At 39.9% G+C, this 18,314-nt stretch carries 20 protein-coding genes; 11 read left to right on the top strand and 9 right to left on the bottom strand.

All coding sequences use genetic code 11. The features are described from left to right. Positions 1-30 precede the first annotated feature (30 nt). Positions 31-1,137: a DNA-processing protein DprA gene (gene dprA, locus ABT310_RS06645; protein WP_375325960.1), complete on the top strand. Its 1,107-nt coding sequence runs from the start codon at positions 31-33 to the stop codon at positions 1,135-1,137. 163 nt (positions 1,138-1,300) lie between these two features. Beyond that, positions 1,301-1,603 carry a GIY-YIG nuclease family protein gene (locus ABT310_RS06650; RefSeq protein ID WP_375325961.1) on the top strand — a complete coding sequence of 101 codons (303 nt, stop codon included), beginning with the start codon at positions 1,301-1,303 and terminating at the stop codon, positions 1,601-1,603. Between the two features lie 387 nt (positions 1,604-1,990). Here the strand turns inward: ABT310_RS06650 and trpS are convergent, their stop codons facing one another. Both trpS and ABT310_RS06660 read right to left on the bottom strand, forming a co-directional pair. Continuing rightward, entirely contained in the window at positions 1,991-2,959 is a 969-nt protein-coding gene (gene trpS / locus ABT310_RS06655) for a tryptophan--tRNA ligase (protein WP_375325962.1), read from the bottom strand. Positions 2,960-3,044: 85 nt separating this feature from the next. After that, positions 3,045-3,287 (bottom strand): GlsB/YeaQ/YmgE family stress response membrane protein, encoded by a 243-nt coding sequence (locus ABT310_RS06660; protein WP_375325963.1) that lies wholly within the window; start codon positions 3,285-3,287, stop codon positions 3,045-3,047. A gap of 57 nt (positions 3,288-3,344) precedes the next feature. On the opposite strand from ABT310_RS06660, the gene ABT310_RS06665 reads away from it, so the two are divergent. Then, positions 3,345-4,112, top strand: coding sequence for a lysophospholipid acyltransferase family protein (locus ABT310_RS06665; protein WP_375325964.1), 768 nt, complete (start codon positions 3,345-3,347; stop codon positions 4,110-4,112). Here the strand turns inward: ABT310_RS06665 and ABT310_RS06670 are convergent. The 5 genes from ABT310_RS06670 to recA form a co-directional block, all read right to left on the bottom strand. Beyond that, on the bottom strand, positions 4,109-5,212 hold the full coding sequence (locus ABT310_RS06670) for a histidine kinase (protein WP_375325965.1): 1,104 nt from the start codon (positions 5,210-5,212) through the stop codon (positions 4,109-4,111). The genes ABT310_RS06665 and ABT310_RS06670 overlap by 4 nt on opposite strands. A gap of 189 nt (positions 5,213-5,401) precedes the next feature. Further along, complete coding sequence (locus ABT310_RS06675; RefSeq protein WP_375325966.1) at positions 5,402-6,832, bottom strand: outer membrane beta-barrel protein; 1,431 nt, start codon at positions 6,830-6,832, stop codon at positions 5,402-5,404. A 10-nt stretch (positions 6,833-6,842) separates the two neighbouring features. Further along, on the bottom strand, positions 6,843-7,373 hold the full coding sequence (locus tag ABT310_RS06680; RefSeq protein ID WP_375325967.1) for an RNA polymerase sigma factor: 531 nt from the start codon (positions 7,371-7,373) through the stop codon (positions 6,843-6,845). A 45-nt stretch (positions 7,374-7,418) separates the two neighbouring features. Continuing rightward, positions 7,419-7,853 (bottom strand): hypothetical protein, encoded by a 435-nt coding sequence (locus ABT310_RS06685; RefSeq protein ID WP_375325968.1) that lies wholly within the window; start codon positions 7,851-7,853, stop codon positions 7,419-7,421. 99 nt (positions 7,854-7,952) lie between these two features. Continuing rightward, positions 7,953-8,960, bottom strand: a complete 1,008-nt coding sequence (gene recA, locus ABT310_RS06690) for a recombinase RecA (RefSeq protein WP_375325969.1) — start codon at positions 8,958-8,960, stop codon at positions 7,953-7,955. Positions 8,961-9,244: 284 nt separating this feature from the next. Between recA and ABT310_RS06695 the strand changes: the two genes are divergently transcribed. The 7 genes from ABT310_RS06695 to ABT310_RS06725 all read left to right on the top strand — a co-directional run bounded on the left by ABT310_RS06695 (position 9,245) and on the right by ABT310_RS06725 (position 16,645). After that, positions 9,245-10,276, top strand: a complete 1,032-nt coding sequence (locus ABT310_RS06695) for a rhodanese-related sulfurtransferase (RefSeq protein ID WP_375325970.1) — start codon at positions 9,245-9,247, stop codon at positions 10,274-10,276. Between the two features lie 101 nt (positions 10,277-10,377). Then, positions 10,378-11,538: a stage 0 sporulation family protein gene (locus ABT310_RS06700; RefSeq protein ID WP_375325971.1), complete on the top strand. Its 1,161-nt coding sequence runs from the start codon at positions 10,378-10,380 to the stop codon at positions 11,536-11,538. Then, complete coding sequence (locus ABT310_RS06705; protein ID WP_375325972.1) at positions 11,528-12,019, top strand: gliding motility lipoprotein GldH; 492 nt, start codon at positions 11,528-11,530, stop codon at positions 12,017-12,019. Before ABT310_RS06700 ends, ABT310_RS06705 begins: the two co-directional genes overlap by 11 nt. Next, complete coding sequence (locus tag ABT310_RS06710; protein ID WP_375325973.1) at positions 12,019-14,355, top strand: penicillin-binding protein 1A; 2,337 nt, start codon at positions 12,019-12,021, stop codon at positions 14,353-14,355. The genes ABT310_RS06705 and ABT310_RS06710 overlap by 1 nt, the downstream gene beginning before the upstream one ends. Before the next feature lie 99 nt (positions 14,356-14,454). Beyond that, positions 14,455-15,156: a CoA transferase subunit A gene (locus ABT310_RS06715; RefSeq protein WP_375325974.1), complete on the top strand. Its 702-nt coding sequence runs from the start codon at positions 14,455-14,457 to the stop codon at positions 15,154-15,156. 2 nt (positions 15,157-15,158) lie between these two features. Next, positions 15,159-15,812: a 3-oxoacid CoA-transferase subunit B gene (locus tag ABT310_RS06720; RefSeq protein WP_375325975.1), complete on the top strand. Its 654-nt coding sequence runs from the start codon at positions 15,159-15,161 to the stop codon at positions 15,810-15,812. A 320-nt stretch (positions 15,813-16,132) separates the two neighbouring features. Then, positions 16,133-16,645: a GNAT family N-acetyltransferase gene (locus ABT310_RS06725; RefSeq protein WP_375325976.1), complete on the top strand. Its 513-nt coding sequence runs from the start codon at positions 16,133-16,135 to the stop codon at positions 16,643-16,645. Here ABT310_RS06725 and ABT310_RS06730 read toward each other — a convergent pair. Beyond that, the gene (locus tag ABT310_RS06730; RefSeq protein WP_375325977.1) at positions 16,634-16,954 is read right to left on the bottom strand and encodes a hypothetical protein; all 321 of its coding nucleotides are present in this window, start codon (positions 16,952-16,954) and stop codon (positions 16,634-16,636) included. The two genes, ABT310_RS06725 and ABT310_RS06730, sit on opposite strands and share 12 nt — an antisense overlap. A 141-nt stretch (positions 16,955-17,095) precedes the next feature. Between ABT310_RS06730 and ABT310_RS06735 the strand changes: the two genes are divergently transcribed. Beyond that, positions 17,096-17,800: an XRE family transcriptional regulator gene (locus ABT310_RS06735; protein ID WP_375325978.1), complete on the top strand. Its 705-nt coding sequence runs from the start codon at positions 17,096-17,098 to the stop codon at positions 17,798-17,800. On the opposite strand, the gene ABT310_RS06740 is transcribed toward ABT310_RS06735, so the two are convergent. Beyond that, the gene (locus ABT310_RS06740; protein ID WP_375325979.1) at positions 17,784-18,263 is read right to left on the bottom strand and encodes a very short patch repair endonuclease; all 480 of its coding nucleotides are present in this window, start codon (positions 18,261-18,263) and stop codon (positions 17,784-17,786) included. The genes ABT310_RS06735 and ABT310_RS06740 overlap by 17 nt on opposite strands. Positions 18,264-18,314 lie beyond the last annotated feature (51 nt).

Below are 18,314 nucleotides of genomic sequence, written 5' to 3' on the forward strand. Positions count from 1 at the left end.
TTTTGTGGACAACTTAACCACCCAAATCAAATGACTGAACCTGAAATTATTGCGGCGCTTCGGCTGCAAAACATTCCCAATATTGGTGATGTTACTGCTAAAAAATTAATTGCCCATTGCGGAAGTCCAACTGCAGTTTTTAAGGACAAACCACACCAACTTTTAAAAATTGACGGCATCGGAAAGTTTACGATAAAAGGTCTTTCTGATGCTATTTATTTGGAAGAAGCCATAAAGGAGTATGAATTTATACTCAAAAACGATATAGTTTTTTCCTATTTCATGGATGAGTCTTATCCCTCCAAATTAAAACATTGTGTCGATGGTCCCATCGTTCTTTTTCAACGAGGAAATATGGATTTTAAGCAGAAGAAAATCATTAGTGTGGTAGGCACGAGGAACATTACCAGCTACGGAGCTGCTTTTTGTGAACAATTTATTGAAGAAATTGCTCCATTAGACCCGATAATTGTGAGCGGGTTGGCCTACGGGGTAGATATTGCCATTCAAAGGGCGGCCATGGACCATGGTTTGCAAACCATTGCTTGTTTGGCTCACGGATTGAACCAAATATATCCGAAAGCTCATAAAAAGTATGCATCGAAATTGGTACAAAATGGTGGTTTTATCACAGAGTTTTGGAGTACAAGTAATCCCGACCGTGAAAATTTCTTGAAAAGGAATCGAATTATTGCAGGAATGAGCGAAGCAACCATCGTAATTGAGTCTGCTGAAAAAGGAGGGAGTCTGGTTACAGCAGATTTGGCTCACGGGTATAATCGTGAAGTTTTTGCCGTACCGGGAAGGTCAACGGATAAGTGGAGCAAGGGCTGCAACGACCTCATCAAATACCAAAAAGCGCATTTATTGACCTCTGCGGCGGAGTTAATTTACCTTTTAGGATGGGATATAGAGCCTAAAAAAGAAGTTTCAACAGTACAAAAACAGCTGTTTGTCGAGTTGGATGACACAGAACAGTCTATCTACTCCTATTTGCAGTTGAACGGTAAACAATTACTGGACACCGTTGCTTTGGAGTGCAATCTGCCCATTTTTAAAACTTCATCCACTTTACTGAACATGGAAATGAAGGGCGTGATCCGACCATTGCCCGGTAAAATGTTCGAGGCGGTTTAAATTGTGTCATTTCGAGCGCAGTCGAAGGCTAGCGAATAATCTCAACATTTTTGATAAGAGATTCTTCATTTCGGCTTCAACTCATTCAGAATGACAAAATATTGTCAATCAATTGTCATGCTGAACAAAGTGAAGCATCTAACTATATGTTAATTCTGAATTTATGGATAAATATTTTGTCTACATTTTAACTAACAAGAATAAAACCGTTTTATACACGGGCATTACCAATGATTTATCAAGAAGATTAATAGAACATATTGAGAGCATCAAAAACAATAAAAAGACATTTGCCGCAAAATATAAGTGTAAACACCTGGTTTACTATGAAGAAAATGACTGGGTTCAAGAAGCCATAAGTCGAGAAAAGCAAATAAAAGGGTGGGTTAGATCCAAAAAAGTAGAACTGATAAAAACTACAAATCCAAATTTTGAATTTTTAGAAGATGGCTTTATAAATATTTAACCTGTCATTCTGAGCGTAGCGAAGAATCTCTATAATTTTTGATGAGGGATTCTTCATTTCGGCACGGCCTCCATTCAGAATGACAACAAGGTTAATGAAGAAATAAAAGATGAGGAATGTTAAGTTTATGCTGCCATTCTGAGCGTAGCGAAGAATCTCAATATTATTGAAAAGGGATTCTTCCTTTCGGCTTTGCCTGCATTCAGAATGACACCTTTCATCGATATGGGATATAACAGAACAGTTAGCCTGTTTTCAGATGTAATTCAACCGAAAATTTGTGGATTAAATCCGAATCTACGTTGATTTTAAGACTGGTTCAGGAATTCTGGGACAACTTTCAACTTTAAAAGCCATGGGGCATTTTAGCTGAAATCCGATAAAATGCTAATATCCCAATTTCTCACGAACGCGACCTAGCACCTCATTGGCTACTTTTCGTGCTTTTTCAGCACCAATGGCCAAAGCTTCATCCACTTCGTTCAAGTGGGTCATGTAGTACTCAAATTTTTCGCGAGGTTCTTCAAACTTGTTCAAAATTACCTCATAAAGGGCTTGTTTAGCATGTCCGTAGCCGTAATTGCCCGCTAAATAATTGGCACTCATTTCCTCAATTTGCTCTTGTGAAGCCAACAACTTGTATAGGGCAAACACATTATCGTTGGTTGGGTCTTTTGGGTCTTCCATGGGGGTACTATCCGTTACAATGCCCATAATCTGTTTGCGCAATTTTTTGTCTGGTTGAAACAAATTGATGAGGTTCCCACGGCTTTTACTCATTTTTTCACCATCGGTTCCAGGAACGTACATGGTGTCCTCATGAACTTTTGCCTCGGGCATTACAAAGGTCTCGCCCATTTGGTTGTGAAACCTTGAAGCTACATCCCTTGTCATTTCCAAATGCTGCAATTGGTCTTTTCCAACGGGAACAATATCTGCATCATACAATAAAATATCCGCGGCCATAAGCATGGGATAGGTAAAAAGACCTGCATTCACATCTTCCAAGCGATCAGCCTTATCTTTAAAAGAGTGGGCCAAGGTCAATCGTTGATAAGGGTAAAAGCAACTCAAATACCAAGCTAATTCTGCCGTTTGTGGAATATCACTTTGTCTGTAAAACACAGTTTTTTCAATATCAAGTCCAAAAGCCAACCAAGCAGCTGCAATGGCATGTGTATTGCTTCGTAACAACTCACCATCTTTAATTTGGGTGAGGGAATGCATATCGGCAATAAACAGGTAGGAATCGTTTTTGGGGTCTTTTGCCATTTCAATGGCAGGCATAATTGCTCCCAATATATTTCCTAGGTGGGGAACGCCTGTACTTTGTATTCCTGTCAGAATTCGGGCCATGCTAAATTTTTGCCAGTAAAAGTAAGCATCCCGTAGAGATAAAAAAAGCGACAATTTACGCTTATAACATCAACGAAGTGATTTCTTATTTTTTGAAAAGTCCAGCAATAAAAAGGATGACCACCGCACCGATAACACCAGTGATCAAATCGCCAAGAATACCAGAACCTACATGAATGCCCAAGGTGCCAAAGAGCCAATTACCAACAGCGCCACCTACAATTCCTAAAATAATGTTCAAAAGGGCGCCAAAACCACCACCTTTCATAATTTTACCTGCAAGCCATCCCGCCAAGGCACCTATCAGTAAAGCATAAACAATTCCCATATGTAAAGTTTTAATGGTTAGTCTAATAAAGATATTCAAAAATTCTACTTTTGGGACATGCTTGGACTGATTAAAAACATTGGGCATGCTTTATACAGAATATGGTTTTACATACTGGTAGCGGTACCCATTATTGTTTTCTTTCCCATTTTATTGGCCTTAACTTTCTCTGAAAGTACGTACCAACAATTTTTTTGGATGGCCCGGAATTTTTGGGCCAGACCCATTTTGTATGGTATGGGGTGTTTTCCAAAAATTATGAGGGAACAGCGCATGGAAAAAGGCAAAAGTTACATGTTGGTCTCCAATCATACCAGTATGTTGGACATTATGTTGATGTTGGTGGTGAGTAGAAACCCATTTGTGTTTGTTGGAAAAAAGGAGTTGGTGAAGATCCCGTTGTTCGGGTTTTTTTATAAACGGGTCTGTATTATGGTAGATCGTGAAGATGTTCGCAGTAGAACAGGGGTTTATCGACGCGCACAAAGGAGATTGGACCAGGGATTGAGCATATGTATTTTTCCAGAGGGAGGGGTTCCTGATGAGGAAATTCTTTTGGATCAGTTTAAAGACGGGGCTTTTAAAATGGCCATCGCCCATAAAATTCCTGTTGTTCCAATGACATTCTTAGATAACAAAAAACGCTTTTCATTTACTTTTTTTAGTGGGGGCCCCGGTCGAATTCGAGTAAAGGTGCATCCGTTTTTTGAAACAGGCATTCTTGCTCCTAGTGACACCTCTACGTTAAGGGAAGAAGTACGTGAGGTGATGTTTAAAGAATTATTGAACTCGGATAGATCAAAGTCTGAGGTGCTGGAGGCTTAATTTAGATTGGGCAATTGAAGTGATATTTTTCTAATGCACGAATCAGGTTCTTTCACAAAAGAAAGCTCTTTGTCGATATTATACTTTTTTACCGAATTAAGGATTTCAACTTGTTCTTGCCAAGGCTCAACATCTTTTTTGAACTTTTCTTCGCTGGAGCCGTCACATTTCTGGTCTTGAATGGTGATGTTGATAGTAGAGCTGGACAAATTGAATTTTACCGTTAGCTGTTGCCTGTTTTTAGTGTAATACACACTGCTCTCAACAATATTGTCCAAAAGGGATTGAATTACAAAAGAAGGAATCACAGCATCATTTAAAAATTCTTTTCCATTTTCAATTTGGATGGAATAGTTAAAAACACCTTCATAGCGCAAGCGCTGCAGCTTTAAATACCAGTTCAGCATATCCAATTCGTCCTCCAAGGCAACGGTATCCTTATCTAGTTGGTTCAAATAAAAACGAATCAACTTGCTAAATGTGGAAAGATAATCCAATGCCAATCGTTTGTTTTCTCGATAAATAAAATGTTGAATGGCATTTAGCGCATTAAAAACAAAATGAGGGTGCAACTGCGAATTGAGGACTTTGAGCCTAAGGTCGACCATTTCTTCCCTAATTCGGATTAATTTTTCCTGTTTTTCGGTGAGTTCCCGGTGGTCGCGCACACTTTTAAGTTTAATGGCACAAATGGAGGCTATGACCGATAGCATTTTTAAGTGCTGCTCATTGAAAAAGTTTTTATCCGGGTGTTCGCAATCAATTACACCATACATATCTTCTTCAATAGTGATTGGAACGCAAATTTTTGAGAGTCGTGGTTCGTCATCAACTATATATCGATTATCTAAAGAGGTGTCGTTTACGATTTCTGCAATGCCAGATTCAGCAACATGGCCAGTAATACCCTGGCCAAGGGCAACGATCATTGGCTTGTACAATGTTCTGCCGGTCGGATTTTTTGGGCCGTAGGCTGCTTTTTGTTCCAAAGTAGCAGAGCTTGGATCAAAAATGGAAACTACACAATCAACAAACCCAAGTTTGGAAATACAGTTTTTGGCTACATCCCATAATATATCTTCCTCATCCGTTTTACTCATTATGGACTTGGTGAAATGAATGAGGATGTCTTCGAATTGTCCTGATTTCAAAGTAATTAAGGTTAGTGTTAATTGTTCAATGTAAGAAAATAATATGAATTAAAGGAAACAAAAAAAGCGCCCTAACTTGAGTTTGGGCGCCTAATTGATTGCATAAAGGAGCAATCTTCCTAACCAACGTTTTGTTTCCTAAAACTTAAAGCTCAATCCGCTGTAAATTCCAATGGAATAGGGTCGGAAATTGCCGGCAGTATTGGAAAAAGTATTTAATTGATATTTGAAAACAGGTTCAATATTGAATTGTATTTTGGGCGTGAAATCGTAGTTGACGCCCATTCCAAAATTGGCACTGAAGTTTAATGAATTAACATTATTGGCCTCGCCAACTTCAGTGACCATCGTGTTGGATTCCAGTAATACTGAATTGTCCACAAGAAAAAGTGAACTAACACCACCAATTACATCAACACCAATTTTTTTATCCACCAGAGCATAATTAAGCTCCAATGGCACCTCAATATATCCCAGTTGTTGTACCATTTTACCGTCTAATGCAGGGGCCGTTGTTAGAGCTATTTCTTTACTGTCCACATTGGAAATACTTTTCCCCGTGTTTCTGCTCTGTACGATTATGTTTTCTCCTGTATCTGAATAATTGATGTTGGCAATTCTTTCATTGGCTGAAGTTCGCAGGGTCGAAGAAAATATAACATCTTCGGTATCGTAACCATAATTCACTTTATGTAATCCTGAGCGAATTTTAAGTCGATTGCCAATTTCGTAGGCTACGCCAACTCCATAACTCATATTAAAGTTTCCAGACTTGGAGTTGGTTTCAAAATCCGGATGAATTGGTGAGCCACTGCCACTGCCATTAAAATAAACAGGGGCAACCGTGGGGCCGAAAGACCATTTGTCCGATTTGTTTTCCGCTATTTCCGCGTCCAGTTCTTTTTGTTCTTCAATGGCCTCGTAAATCGATTTCCCAACCGTCTCTTCCTTATTGTTTTCAGCAACTACGGATTCTTCTTTTGATGTGGATTTTCCAACTATATTTTCAGATGTTGGGTTGTTTTGGGCAATTGCAGTTTCCTTTTCAGCAATAGAATTTTCAATATTGGAGGTGTTGGTTGAAGAAGTATCATTTTCTTCACTTTTGCCCATATTGGAAGCCAAAGTGGGCTCTTCGGTCAAAGTAACTTCTGTTTTGTTTTCCACGGAAGTTGATTGGGCATTAGATGACGTTGCAACCGAATTCTGGCTTTCATCTTCTTTTTTATTGGAATTGGCCAAGCTTTCGGCGGAAACGTTTTCGATTGTTTTAGAATCGATAATCTCTTGCGGCACTTCTTTTTCCTGAGTTGGAATTGAGGTGTTTTCAATGTCTGAAATTGTTGGAGTATCCAATATTTCTTCATCAGCAAATGGATTTATTGCCCATAATGCAATAGCGAGTGCTGCAGCCACACCACCAAGCTGCCACCATATTGGAATGATGCGCTTTTTTTGTTTCTTTTTGTTCAATGAAGCCTCGATGTTGTTCCAAACCCTCGAATCTGGAACTTCTTCGAAACCTTGAAAGGTTTCTTTGAACAATTGCTCTAAATTCTTTTTCCCCATGGTCATCTGTTTAAGCAATGTTGATTTTGGACTTTTCTATTTTTTCCCTCAAAATGGATTTGGCCCTCGCCAAGTTCGATTTTGATGTTCCTGTGGATGTTCCCAACATCTCACTGATTTCTTTGTGACTAAAGCCGTCTAAAACATATAGGTTAAAGGTTAGCCTATACTTGTTTGGCAGCTCTTGTATATGTTGTAATAAGGTTGATAAACTAATGTCGGTTCCTTCCGTTTCAACTTCAGGGTTCTCTTCAAAATTGTCGGTGACCACATTTAGGAATTGGTCTTTTCGATATTTCTGGAGCACTGTGTTTACGGTAATCCGTTTAATCCACCCTTCGAAAGAACCTTTAAATTGAAACTGATCAATTTTGTCAAAAATGGTCATAAAGCTGTCATGGAGGTTGTCTTCGGCCTCCGCTTTATTTTTGGAATACTTTAAGCACATTCCGAAAAGCACACTGGAATATCTCCGGTATAGCTCGGCCTGTGCATGCCGTTCCCCTTTTTTGCAATTATGTATCAGCTCATCAAGATCCAAATGTTGGTCAATTTTGGATTGTGTTTAGTTCTTTGTTATTTCTAATTATTGGGTAGTTCCCTCAACAGGAACCGTGTATTCAATAAATTGTGCATTTCCATTTTCATCATCCCCGGTATAAAACCTAAAATTATATTCGTCAGTGTAAATTACGCTAAATCGCAAAGTGGCTATCACCTCTTCCACGGCTTGTGTACATGCAATGTCTTCACCAGTTAAAACTGAGCCGATAACTACTACATCCCTTCCTGTTTGTGTGGTTTTGATCACATCAAAACCTTCAAAATAAGTACAGCCATTGGGCCTGGAATACAGAACATCGATATCGTAGGTCTTGCCGAGCTCAAAAAACTCTGGCATATCCGCCTCAATAACATCTAAGGTAGTAAAGTAAAAATTGGGGGAGTCATCATCCGAACTGCACGAAACGAACCATGAACATGCCACTAACAACATAATGGACATTAAAACTTTTTTCATAATCAATAATCCTTTTATTCCCTAGATGTGCTGTGTTTGCAAGGGTTGCGTAGGATTATGCCAACCAAAAGTTAATCTGCCCAAAAAAACGGTGAAATGCTATGCTTTTACCGCGGCAATGGCTTCTCTGATTTTGCTTTCCAATTCTTCGGAAAGTTCTGGGTTGTCCAAAAGCAAAGATTTAACGGCATCTCTACCCTGACCAAGTTTGGTATCTCCGTAACTGAACCAAGAACCGCTCTTTTTTACAATTTCGTAGGCAACACCCAAATCGAGGATTTCCCCAATTTTTGAGATGCCTTCTCCATACATAATATCGAATTCGGCAGTTTTAAACGGAGGAGCCACCTTGTTTTTTACCACTTTAACCCGGGTTTTGTTTCCTTGAACATCCCCATCGGTATTTTTAATTTGAGTGGATCGTCTAATGTCCAAACGAACCGAGGCGTAGAATTTTAGGGCATTACCCCCAGTAGTGGTTTCAGGATTTCCGAACATCACACCAATTTTTTCCCGTAGCTGGTTAATGAATATTACGGTACAATTGGTCTTACTGATGGTAGAAGTCAATTTTCGCAAAGCTTGCGACATTAAACGGGCGTGCAATCCCATTTTGGAATCACCCATTTCTCCTTCGATTTCACTTTTAGGAGTCAGGGCAGCAACAGAATCGACAATTACAATGTCGATGGCACCAGAACGAATCAAGTTATCCGCAATTTCCAATGCTTGCTCCCCGTGGTCGGGTTGTGAAATGATCAAGTTATCGATATCCACACCCAATTTTTTGGCATAAAAACGATCAAAAGCATGTTCCGCATCAATAAAAGCAGCGATACCTCCTGCTTTTTGTGCTTCAGCAATGGCATGTAAGGTCAATGTGGTTTTACCAGAAGATTCTGGCCCATAAATTTCAATGACCCTTCCTCTTGGGTAACCTCCTACGCCCAATGCAATATCCAATCCCAACGATCCAGAAGAAATTACCTCCACATCTTCAACAACACTATCGCCCATTTTCATTACGGCGCCTTTACCGTAAGTCTTGTCCAGTTTATCTAGGGTAAGTTTAAGGGCTTTTAATTTTGCTTCTTTCTCGTTGCTCATAGTAAAAATAGTTATAGGAAGGCTAAAATACCATTTCTTTCTACATGCCACAAAGGGCACGCAACCTTTTTAATAACAATGTATCTAAAGGATACTAACTCATATACATAGGGCTTTGTAAGCTCGATTTTATTAAGGAGGGAAGAAAATACGCTATGATAATGTTTTAATGGATTAAGAAGGGTTTCTTTTAAAGAAGCCCTTTTTATTTGCCCTCTTTTTTAAATTGTATCTTTGCCCACATTTTACAGAATACCATTCTTAAACTTAAATATTGATATAGCATGCAACTGTACAATACGCTAAGTGCGAAAGAAAGGGAAAAGCTTATTGAGGAGGCCGGAAAAGACCGGTTGACCATCTCTTTCTATAAATATGCGCACATTGGCAATCCCCAAATTCTAAGAGATCACCTTTTCATTACTTGGAACGAAATGGAAGTTTTGGGTAGGATCTATGTTGCCAAAGAAGGCATTAACGCCCAACTTTCTGTTCCAGCAGAAAATTTTGAAAAATTCAAAAAGCATTTGGACAGTATTTCCTTTTTGGAAAATGTGAGGTTGAACATTGCCATTGAGCAGGACAACAAATCCTTTCTGAAACTAAAGGTGAAAGTCCGCGATAAAATTGTGGCCGATGGGTTGAACGATGACACTTTTGATGTGACCAATAAAGGGGTGCATGTAGATGCGGAAAGGTTTAACGAATTGATTGAAGACCCAGATACCGTTTTGGTGGATATGCGAAACCATTACGAAAGCGAAATAGGCCATTTTAAAAATGCGATCACCCCCGATGTGGATACCTTTCGTGATTCGTTGGACATTATCGAGCAAGATTTGTCCGACCACAAAGAGGACAAAAAATTGGTGATGTACTGCACCGGTGGAATCCGTTGTGAAAAAGCCAGTGCTTATTATAAGCACAAGGGGTTTAAGAACGTTTTCCAATTAGAGGGCGGGATCATCGAATACACCCGACAAGTGCGGGACAAAAACCTGGAGAATAAATTCATGGGGAAAAACTTTGTTTTTGACCACAGAAGAGGTGAGCGAATTTCAGAAGAGGTGATTGCGCATTGCCATCAGTGCGGAAAACCCTGCGACACCCATGTAAATTGTGCCAACGAAGCCTGCCATTTGTTATTCATTCAGTGTGAAGAATGCGCCAAGGCTATGGACAACTGTTGTTCCATTGAATGTCAGGAAATCAATGCACTGCCTTACGAAGAACAAAAACAATTGAGAAAAGGGAAGGGCGCCAGCAACAAAATATTCAAAAAGGGTAGATCCCCCGTATTGAAATACAAGAAGTAGCATTTCAATGCTGCTTTAAATTGTACTATATTTACTTAAGAATTATTTATGAACCCTTTTTAAGAGGCTATTTTACAGCTTCTTAAATCAAGATACAAAATATGGCGTGTAGCAGTTGTTCAACCGGCAAGGATGGACAACCGCGTGGTTGCAAGAACAATGGTACTTGCGGCACTGATGGTTGTAACAAGCTGACAGTCTTTGACTGGCTTTCCAATATGTCGTTGCCCAACGGTCAAAAAGCATTTGATTGCGTTGAGGTACGTTTCAAAAACAGTAGAAAGGAATTTTATCGAAATGTGGAGGGCTTGCCCTTGTCCATTGGAGATGTAGTGGCGGTTCAGGCCAAGTCTGGCCACGATGTGGGCATGGTTACCCTCACAGGAGAATTGGTTCGCATTCAAATGAAGCGAAAGAGAGTGTCTCCAGACGACAAAGAGCTTCCAAAAATTTACAGAAAAGCGACTCAACGCGATATTGATATTTGGCAAAAATGCAGGGATAGGGAAGAAGAGATCAAAAAACGCTCACGAGAAATTGCCATCTCTCTTAAGCTCGAAATGAAATTGAGCGATGTAGAGTTTCAAGGCGATGGATCTAAAGCAACTTTTTACTACACCGCTGAAGATCGCGTAGATTTTAGGCAATTGATCAAGGATATGGCCAAGGCCTTTGGTATCCGAATTGAAATGCGGCAGATTGGATACCGTCAAGAGGCGCAACGATTGGGCGGAATCGGTTCTTGCGGACGGGAACTTTGTTGCTCTACCTGGTTAACAGATTTTAGATCAGTGAGCACAGCATCGGCCCGTTACCAGCAGTTGGCATTGAACCCCCAGAAATTGGCAGGTCAATGCGGTAAATTAAAATGCTGTCTCAATTACGAACTCGACATGTACATGGAGGCCTTGAAGAATTTCCCTCCACCAGACAGTAAACTCAAAACAAAAAAAGGCATCGCGTTTTGTCAGAAAGCCGACATTTTTAAGGAAACCCTTTGGTTTTCATACAAAGATGAACCGGCCAACTGGCACACCTTGACCAAAGATCAAGTGCTCGAAATTTTGGAGTTGAACAAGAGAAACGAAAAAGTTGAAAGCTTGGAGGAGTATGCTTCCGATAATGTTGACGAGGAAAAAATGGCCTTCGAAAATGTGGTGGGCCAAGATAGCCTTACCCGTTTTGACCGTCCCAAAAAGAAAAAGCGTAGAAATAAAAAGCGTAGAAAGCCAAATCCAAAAGCATCTTCCAATGCGAAATAATTTTTTAGTTCTATTGGTGGTCATCTTGTCGTTTACATCTTGCAACGATTTGTTGGTGTATTCCGAATATGAACCCATTACCAATGGCAAATGGGAAATTGATAATTCAGTGCAGTTTGAGTTTTCAGAGCTGGACTCAACGGCAACATACAATATGTTCATCAATGTCCGTAACGATGATTCTTACCCTTTCAGCAATTTATTTTTAATTACGGAGTTAGAATATCCAGAAGGAAATACCATAAAGGATACATTGGAGTACAGGATGGCCGAGCCGACCGGTGAATGGCTGGGAAAAGGTATGGGCGGTGTTTTGGAAAATAAATTATGGTTCAAGGAAAACATCGATTTTAATGAATCTGGCGTATATAAGGTAAATGTTTCACATGCCATGCGTAAAAATGGCGAAGTGGAAGGCCTTCACATTTTGGAAGGAATAACAGATGTTGGTTTGGAAATTGAAAAAGCCCCCAAATTATAATGGCAAAAAAGAGTCAAAAAAAACAGCAGCAAAATTTTACCCCTTTTATTAAATGGTTCTGGATTCTTTTCGGAACCGGAGTGCTTGGAGCAGTGCTTATTTTTTTATTGGCCTCATGGGGCATGTTTGGCGAAATGCCAACCTTCGAACGCTTGGAAAACCCTGAAACCAATTTAGCTACCGAGTTTATATCTTCTGATGGTGAAACCTTGGGGAAATTGTACTTGGATGATAACCGTACCCCGGTTTCCTATGATCAATTGCCACAAAATTTGGTGAATGCTTTGGTGGCAACAGAAGATGCCAGATACTATGATCATTCAGGTATAGATGCAAGAGGATTTATCAGGGCCTTGGCTTATTTAGGAAAGAAAGGTGGTGCCAGCACCATTTCTCAACAGCTGGCCAGACAATTGTTTATTGGGGTAAGAGACAAGGAAAGTACGACCAATGCCATTCTTCAAAAAATAAAGGAATGGGTAATTGCTACCCGTTTGGAACGCAATTATACCAAAGAGGAAATCATAGCGATGTACTTGAACATTTATGATTTCAATTATAGTGCTGATGGTATCCGTTCTGCTTCGCGTATATATTTTGGAAAAGAACCCCATGAACTACGTACCGAAGAATCAGCGGTTTTAGTGGGGATGCTGAAAAATTCCTCTTACTACAACCCAATACGAAGGGAAGAGTTGGTGCTCAATCGAAGAAATACGGTGCTTGGACAAATGGCCAAGTATGATTATATCACCGAAAAGGAAAAGGATTCGTTGCAGGCTTTGGAAATGAAAATCAATTTTAATCCTGAATCGCATAGAGAAGGATTGGCCACTTATTTTAGGATGTACATGCAACGTTGGTTGAACAATTGGGTAAAGGAAAATCCAAAACCGGACGGTGAAAATTATAACATTTACTTGGATGGCCTTAAGGTGTACACCACTATAGATTCCAGAATGCAAAAAAATGCCGAGGAAGCGGTTAATGAGCACATGAAAAACCTTCAAGCGGAGTTTTTCCATCAAAATACACCACAAAGAAATCCAACAGCACCCTTTTTGGATATTTCAAGAGGTGCGATTGACACCATTATGGAACGCGCCATGAAAACTTCTCCACGATGGAGGATTTTAAAACAACAAGGCTTGTCAGAAAAGGAAATTGAGGCCACGTTTCATGAAAAAACGGAAATGACCGTGTTCGATTGGAACAGTGATTCTTATGAGAAGGATACCATCATGACCCCGATGGATTCCATTCGGTACTACAAAACCTTTCTAAGAACAGCAATGATGTCCATGGAGCCCCAAACAGGTCATGTGAAAGCTTGGGTGGGCGGAATCGACTATAAGCATTTCCAATACGATAATGTGATTCAAGGAACACGTCAAGCAGGTTCTTTGTTCAAACCATTTGTGTATGCCGCTGCCATTGACCAATTGCGGTATTCACCATGTTTTACCTTACCAGACAACCGTTATTGTATTGAACCTGGAAAACATGGAAATATGGAAATGTGGTGTCCTGACAACTCTGACGGGACCTATTCTGGAGAGAATATGACCTTAAAAAGCGCCTTAGCTAATTCAGTAAATTCAGTTACAGCCCAGCTTATTGATAGAGTTGGACCGGGATCTGTTGCATCAATTGCAAATAGCATGGGCATTACAAGGGATATTCCCGAAGTTCCTTCCATTGCCTTAGGTACACCCGATGTAAATGTTTATGAAATTGTTGGGGCCTTTGGCACCTATGCCAATCAAGGGGTGTATGTAAAACCTGTAATGGTTACTCGTATTGAGGATAAGAATGGAACTGTGTTGTATGAATATACTCCTGAAACCAAAGATGTGCTAAGTAAGGATGTCGCCTATGCCATGGTCAATCTGTTGGAAGGTGTAACACAGTACGGGTCCGGTGGTAGATTAAGACATACCTATGGCAAAAACCAAACAGTGTATAAAGAAATTATTACAGGCTACCCTTATGAATTGAATAATCCTATTGCGGGTAAAACAGGAACCACCCAAAATCAAAGTGATGGTTGGTTTATGGGCATGGTGCCCAACTTGGTTACTGGTGTTTGGGTTGGTGGAGAGAATCGTGCTATTCACTTTGAGCGATTACTATATGGTCAAGGCGCTGCGATGGCATTGCCCATATGGGCACTGTACATGAAGAAGAACTATGCCAACGAAGAAATTGGAGTGTCCAAAGATGAATTTGAGGCGCCTGAAGAGATGTCCATCAATATTGATTGTTCAAAGCAACAGGAAGAAGAGGAAGAAGAGCGAATTGACACAGAAGACGATTTGGACGATTTGGATTTCTGATCCAATCCATGTACATAAAAGAAAGCCCCAAGCATATTATAATTTGCTTGGGGCTTTTTTATTAAAATCGTAATTTCAAGCAATCATAAATAAGAAATAATGATAAGAAAAACGGTTGCCAATGTTCAGGAAGCGGTGGATGGCGTAAAAGACGGAATGACTTTTATGTTGGGAGGATTCGGTCTATGCGGCATTCCCGAAAATGCCATTGCCGAGCTTGTGCGATTGGGCATTAAAGATATTACCTGTATTTCCAATAATGCTGGGGTAGACGATTTTGGATTGGGATTGTTGCTTCAAAAACATCAAATCAAAAAAATGATATCGTCTTACGTAGGTGAAAACGAGGAGTTCGAAAGACAAATGTTGAGTGGTGAGCTCGAAGTGGAATTGACGCCCCAAGGAACTTTGGCGGAAAAGTGTAGGGCAGCCCAAGCTGGCTTTCCGGCATTTTATACACCTGCAGGTTACGGTACCGAAGTGGCAGAAGGAAAAGAAACAAGGGAGTTTGATGGTAAGATGTATGTATTGGAACCAGCTTTTAAGGCGGATTTCGCTTTTGTAAAAGCATGGAAAGGTGATGAGGCAGGCAATCTAATTTTTAAGGGTACAGCACGTAATTTTAACCCCTGTATGTGTGGTGCGGCAACCATAACAGTTGCTGAGGTAGAGGAACTGCTTCCAGCTGGAAGTTTAAACCCAAACGAAATTCATATTCCTGGAATATTTGTGAGCCGAATCTTCCAAGGAGAAAAGTATGAGAAGCGAATAGAGCAACGTACAGTAAGACAGAAAGCATAATTATGTTAGATAAAAACGGAATAGCAAAGCGCATAGCCAGAGAAGTAAGGGATGGATACTACGTAAACCTCGGTATTGGAATACCCACTTTGGTGGCCAATTTTGTGCGAGACGATATTAGTGTGGAATTCCAAAGTGAGAATGGCGTTTTGGGCATGGGCCCTTTCCCTTTGGAAGGAGAAGAAGATGCAGATATTATCAATGCAGGAAAACAAACCATCACAACGCTCCCTGGAGCCTCTTTTTTTGATTCTGCCACTAGTTTTGCCATGATTAGGGGCAAACATGTAGACCTAACCATATTGGGCGCTATGGAAGTGGCAGAAAACGGCGATATTGCCAATTGGAAGATTCCCGGTAAAATGGTAAAAGGGATGGGAGGCGCGATGGACTTGGTTGCTTCCGCAGAAAATATTATTGTTGCTATGATGCATACCAACAGAGCAGGGGAATCCAAATTATTAAAGCGATGCACTTTGCCGTTGACAGGGGTTGGCTGCGTAAAAAAAATTGTGACCAACATGGCTGTTTTGGAAGTAACTTCAGACGGATTTAAATTGCTGGAAAGGGCACCCGGAGTATCTGTCGATGAAATTGTAAAAGCTACGGAAGGTAAACTATTGGCGGACAGTAATGTGCCAGAAATGATGATTTAATAATTATTGGACGTTTTTTTACAACAAAATAAAATCGTTACACAACATTAGTTTTTATTTGCGATTCATCGGATTTATATTTGGTTATAACGAATTTTTTACCCAAATTAACCACTTAAATACAATTCACCATGGCACTTAAATCTAACACAACGATGGACGAGAATGTTCAAGTTTACAGAAACGACTTTTTCACCGGATTTATGCTATTGATCAAAAAGCTTTTCATGCTTTAGACCAAATTAAATCCCCCTTAAAAAATTGGAGCCAACACATTGTGAGGCTCTTTTTTTTGACCTAGATTTAAGAAAAACTACCCTATGCTTTTGCTCAAAAAATGTGTGCAATCCGATTTGGATACCTTGGTGAAAATTTCAAGGGAAACATTTATTGAGGCTTTTGAAAAGGACAATGATCCTGTTGATTTTCAAGCGTATCTTAAACAGGCATTTGCCATTGAAAAAATAGCTTCAGAATTAGAGCATCCACACAGCCATTTTTATTTTGTTTTTGATGACCATGTCTTGGTTGGTTATTTTAAGTTGAATACCGATACTGCACAAACAGATGTTCACGATCCGAAAGCATTGGAAATCGAACGCATTTATGTATTCAAGGAGCATCAGGGCAAGAAAATAGGAGCCTGGATGCTACAAGAAATCATTTGCCTTACCCGAACAATGGAGAAAGCATTTATTTGGCTGGGCGTATGGGAGCACAACCCCAATGCCATCCGGTTTTATCAACGACATGGTTTTCGAAAATTCGCAGAGCATCCGTACTACATTGGAAACGATAAGCAAACCGATTGGCTGTTCCGTTTAAGCATCTAGATATTTGCCCAAAAACAATAGATCCCCTTCAGCACGAAACTTGTAGGCAATAGAATTTTCAAATGCAGCATGCATAACCAAAGAAATGGCCATGGCATTCGCCTTGGTCAAACTATTGGTACGGTACACTACATCGCGAATAGTGGAAAAGCTCACACCACTTCTAATGGCAACATTGGCAAAATCGTTTTTGGTCAGGTTTCTTCGGAGTACTTCGGACAGTCGCTCACTAATGGGCCGGCCATAATCGTCTTCTGAAAAGATAAGTTCAATGTTAATTTCGGGGGGTATTCCTTTGATTGATCCCATAAAATAATTGGTATTTAAAGATTTATATGCTGGGGTCAGATCCTATTTTCTATATTTGGCTTGTAACCCAATTACAGAAAACTAAAGAAATTGCTGCGGAAAGCGTGTATTGCGTAACAATATTACACAATATAATAATTAATGTATACAATAAAGCAATTAAGGCGTAAAAAAAATATTAGTCAATCGGAATTGGGCAAACAAATTGGTGTGAGTCTCAGGACCATACAGCTCTACGAAAGAAAGGACGCCAATATTCCCATCAAGAATCTTACTAAGATTGCTGAATTTTTTGGACTTACCATTGCCGAACTTTATATGCGAGAGGTAAACGATATGGGCGAAGCCTACACCAAAAGGCAGCCGTTTACCAAGTACAATAGCGTATTTTATCCTCTTGATGAAGGCAAACATTTAGTCATGGCCCCATTGGTTTTAGTGGAACATCAAGAGAAGTATATCCAAAATGTAAGGAGCGAGAAAGTATCCAATCCCTTTCAAGCGGGTTTTATTATTGACTTTTTAGCGGATAATCCACATAGAATTTTTGAAGTTTCCGGGGACTCCATGAACGATGGAACGATAGTGGCTATTCCGAACGGAGCTTTTGTTTTGGGGTTGGAAATTAAAAAGGAAAGTTTTGTTCGAAGCAATGAAACTTTTTGGAACGTACCTTACGTAATTGTAACTGCGAATCGTATTATCTGTAAATGGCTTACAGCGTATAATAAAAAGAAAAAGACCCTCTCCTGCCACAACCTGAATACGTCTCCAGAGTATCAAGATTTTGAAGTGCCTTTGGAGGAAGTACTCCAAGTCTTCAAAGTTGTCAAGAAACAGATTTAAACGCCTCTAAATGGGCTAGCACTATCTCAAGACATTCGTTGAGGTTCTTTTTTACTTCTGACTCCCAAAAACGGAAGACCTTGTATCCCATTTCATCCAAGACTGCATTGACTTCTTCGTCTCGTTGCATATTGCGTTCAATTTTAGGAATCCAGAATTCGCGATTGGTCTTTATTTTTTCCTTTCGCTCCTCCCAATTATGGCCGTGCCAGAATTCACCATCAATAAAAATTACGGTTCTATACTTTTTAAGGGCGATATCAGGCTTCCCAATGAGTTTTTTGTAATCGATGCGATAACGATACCCTTTTTGCCACAACGCTTTTCTGAAAGCAAGTTCTGGTTTGGTGTTTTTCCCTCTAATCTTACCCATGATCTTGGAACGCTCGGGTGTGGTATAAAATCCACTTTCCTCATTAAACCGAGGTACTTTAATTCGTTCCTGTGCATATTCTTTGGGCATACATACAATATACAGAACATTACATCAAATGTAAATAAGTAAAAATTCACA

Origin of the sequence: Flagellimonas cixiensis (assembly GCF_042134615.1) — a bacterium.
Taxonomy (GTDB): Bacteria; Bacteroidota; Bacteroidia; order Flavobacteriales; family Flavobacteriaceae; genus Flagellimonas; species Flagellimonas cixiensis.

Excerpts from the sequence above, each read along its gene's own strand:
- dprA (WP_375325960.1), top strand. The coding sequence starts at position 31 with ATGACTGAACCTGAAATTATTGCGGCGCTTCGGCTGCAAAACATTCCC.
- ABT310_RS06650 (WP_375325961.1), top strand. The coding sequence starts at position 1,301 with ATGGATAAATATTTTGTCTACATTTTAACTAACAAGAATAAAACCGTT.
- trpS (WP_375325962.1), bottom strand. The coding sequence starts at position 2,959 with ATGGCCCGAATTCTGACAGGAATACAAAGTACAGGCGTTCCCCACCTA.
- ABT310_RS06660 (WP_375325963.1), bottom strand. The coding sequence starts at position 3,287 with ATGGGAATTGTTTATGCTTTACTGATAGGTGCCTTGGCGGGATGGCTT.
- ABT310_RS06665 (WP_375325964.1), top strand. The coding sequence starts at position 3,345 with ATGCTTGGACTGATTAAAAACATTGGGCATGCTTTATACAGAATATGG.
- ABT310_RS06670 (WP_375325965.1), bottom strand. The coding sequence starts at position 5,212 with ATGAGTAAAACGGATGAGGAAGATATATTATGGGATGTAGCCAAAAAC.
- ABT310_RS06675 (WP_375325966.1), bottom strand. The coding sequence starts at position 6,832 with ATGGGGAAAAAGAATTTAGAGCAATTGTTCAAAGAAACCTTTCAAGGT.
- ABT310_RS06685 (WP_375325968.1), bottom strand. The coding sequence starts at position 7,853 with ATGAAAAAAGTTTTAATGTCCATTATGTTGTTAGTGGCATGTTCATGG.
- recA (WP_375325969.1), bottom strand. The coding sequence starts at position 8,960 with ATGAGCAACGAGAAAGAAGCAAAATTAAAAGCCCTTAAACTTACCCTA.
- ABT310_RS06695 (WP_375325970.1), top strand. The coding sequence starts at position 9,245 with ATGCAACTGTACAATACGCTAAGTGCGAAAGAAAGGGAAAAGCTTATT.
- ABT310_RS06700 (WP_375325971.1), top strand. The coding sequence starts at position 10,378 with ATGGCGTGTAGCAGTTGTTCAACCGGCAAGGATGGACAACCGCGTGGT.
- ABT310_RS06705 (WP_375325972.1), top strand. The coding sequence starts at position 11,528 with ATGCGAAATAATTTTTTAGTTCTATTGGTGGTCATCTTGTCGTTTACA.
- ABT310_RS06710 (WP_375325973.1), top strand. The coding sequence starts at position 12,019 with ATGGCAAAAAAGAGTCAAAAAAAACAGCAGCAAAATTTTACCCCTTTT.
- ABT310_RS06715 (WP_375325974.1), top strand. The coding sequence starts at position 14,455 with ATGATAAGAAAAACGGTTGCCAATGTTCAGGAAGCGGTGGATGGCGTA.
- ABT310_RS06720 (WP_375325975.1), top strand. The coding sequence starts at position 15,159 with ATGTTAGATAAAAACGGAATAGCAAAGCGCATAGCCAGAGAAGTAAGG.
- ABT310_RS06725 (WP_375325976.1), top strand. The coding sequence starts at position 16,133 with ATGCTTTTGCTCAAAAAATGTGTGCAATCCGATTTGGATACCTTGGTG.
- ABT310_RS06730 (WP_375325977.1), bottom strand. The coding sequence starts at position 16,954 with ATGGGATCAATCAAAGGAATACCCCCCGAAATTAACATTGAACTTATC.
- ABT310_RS06735 (WP_375325978.1), top strand. The coding sequence starts at position 17,096 with ATGTATACAATAAAGCAATTAAGGCGTAAAAAAAATATTAGTCAATCG.
- ABT310_RS06740 (WP_375325979.1), bottom strand. The coding sequence starts at position 18,263 with ATGCCCAAAGAATATGCACAGGAACGAATTAAAGTACCTCGGTTTAAT.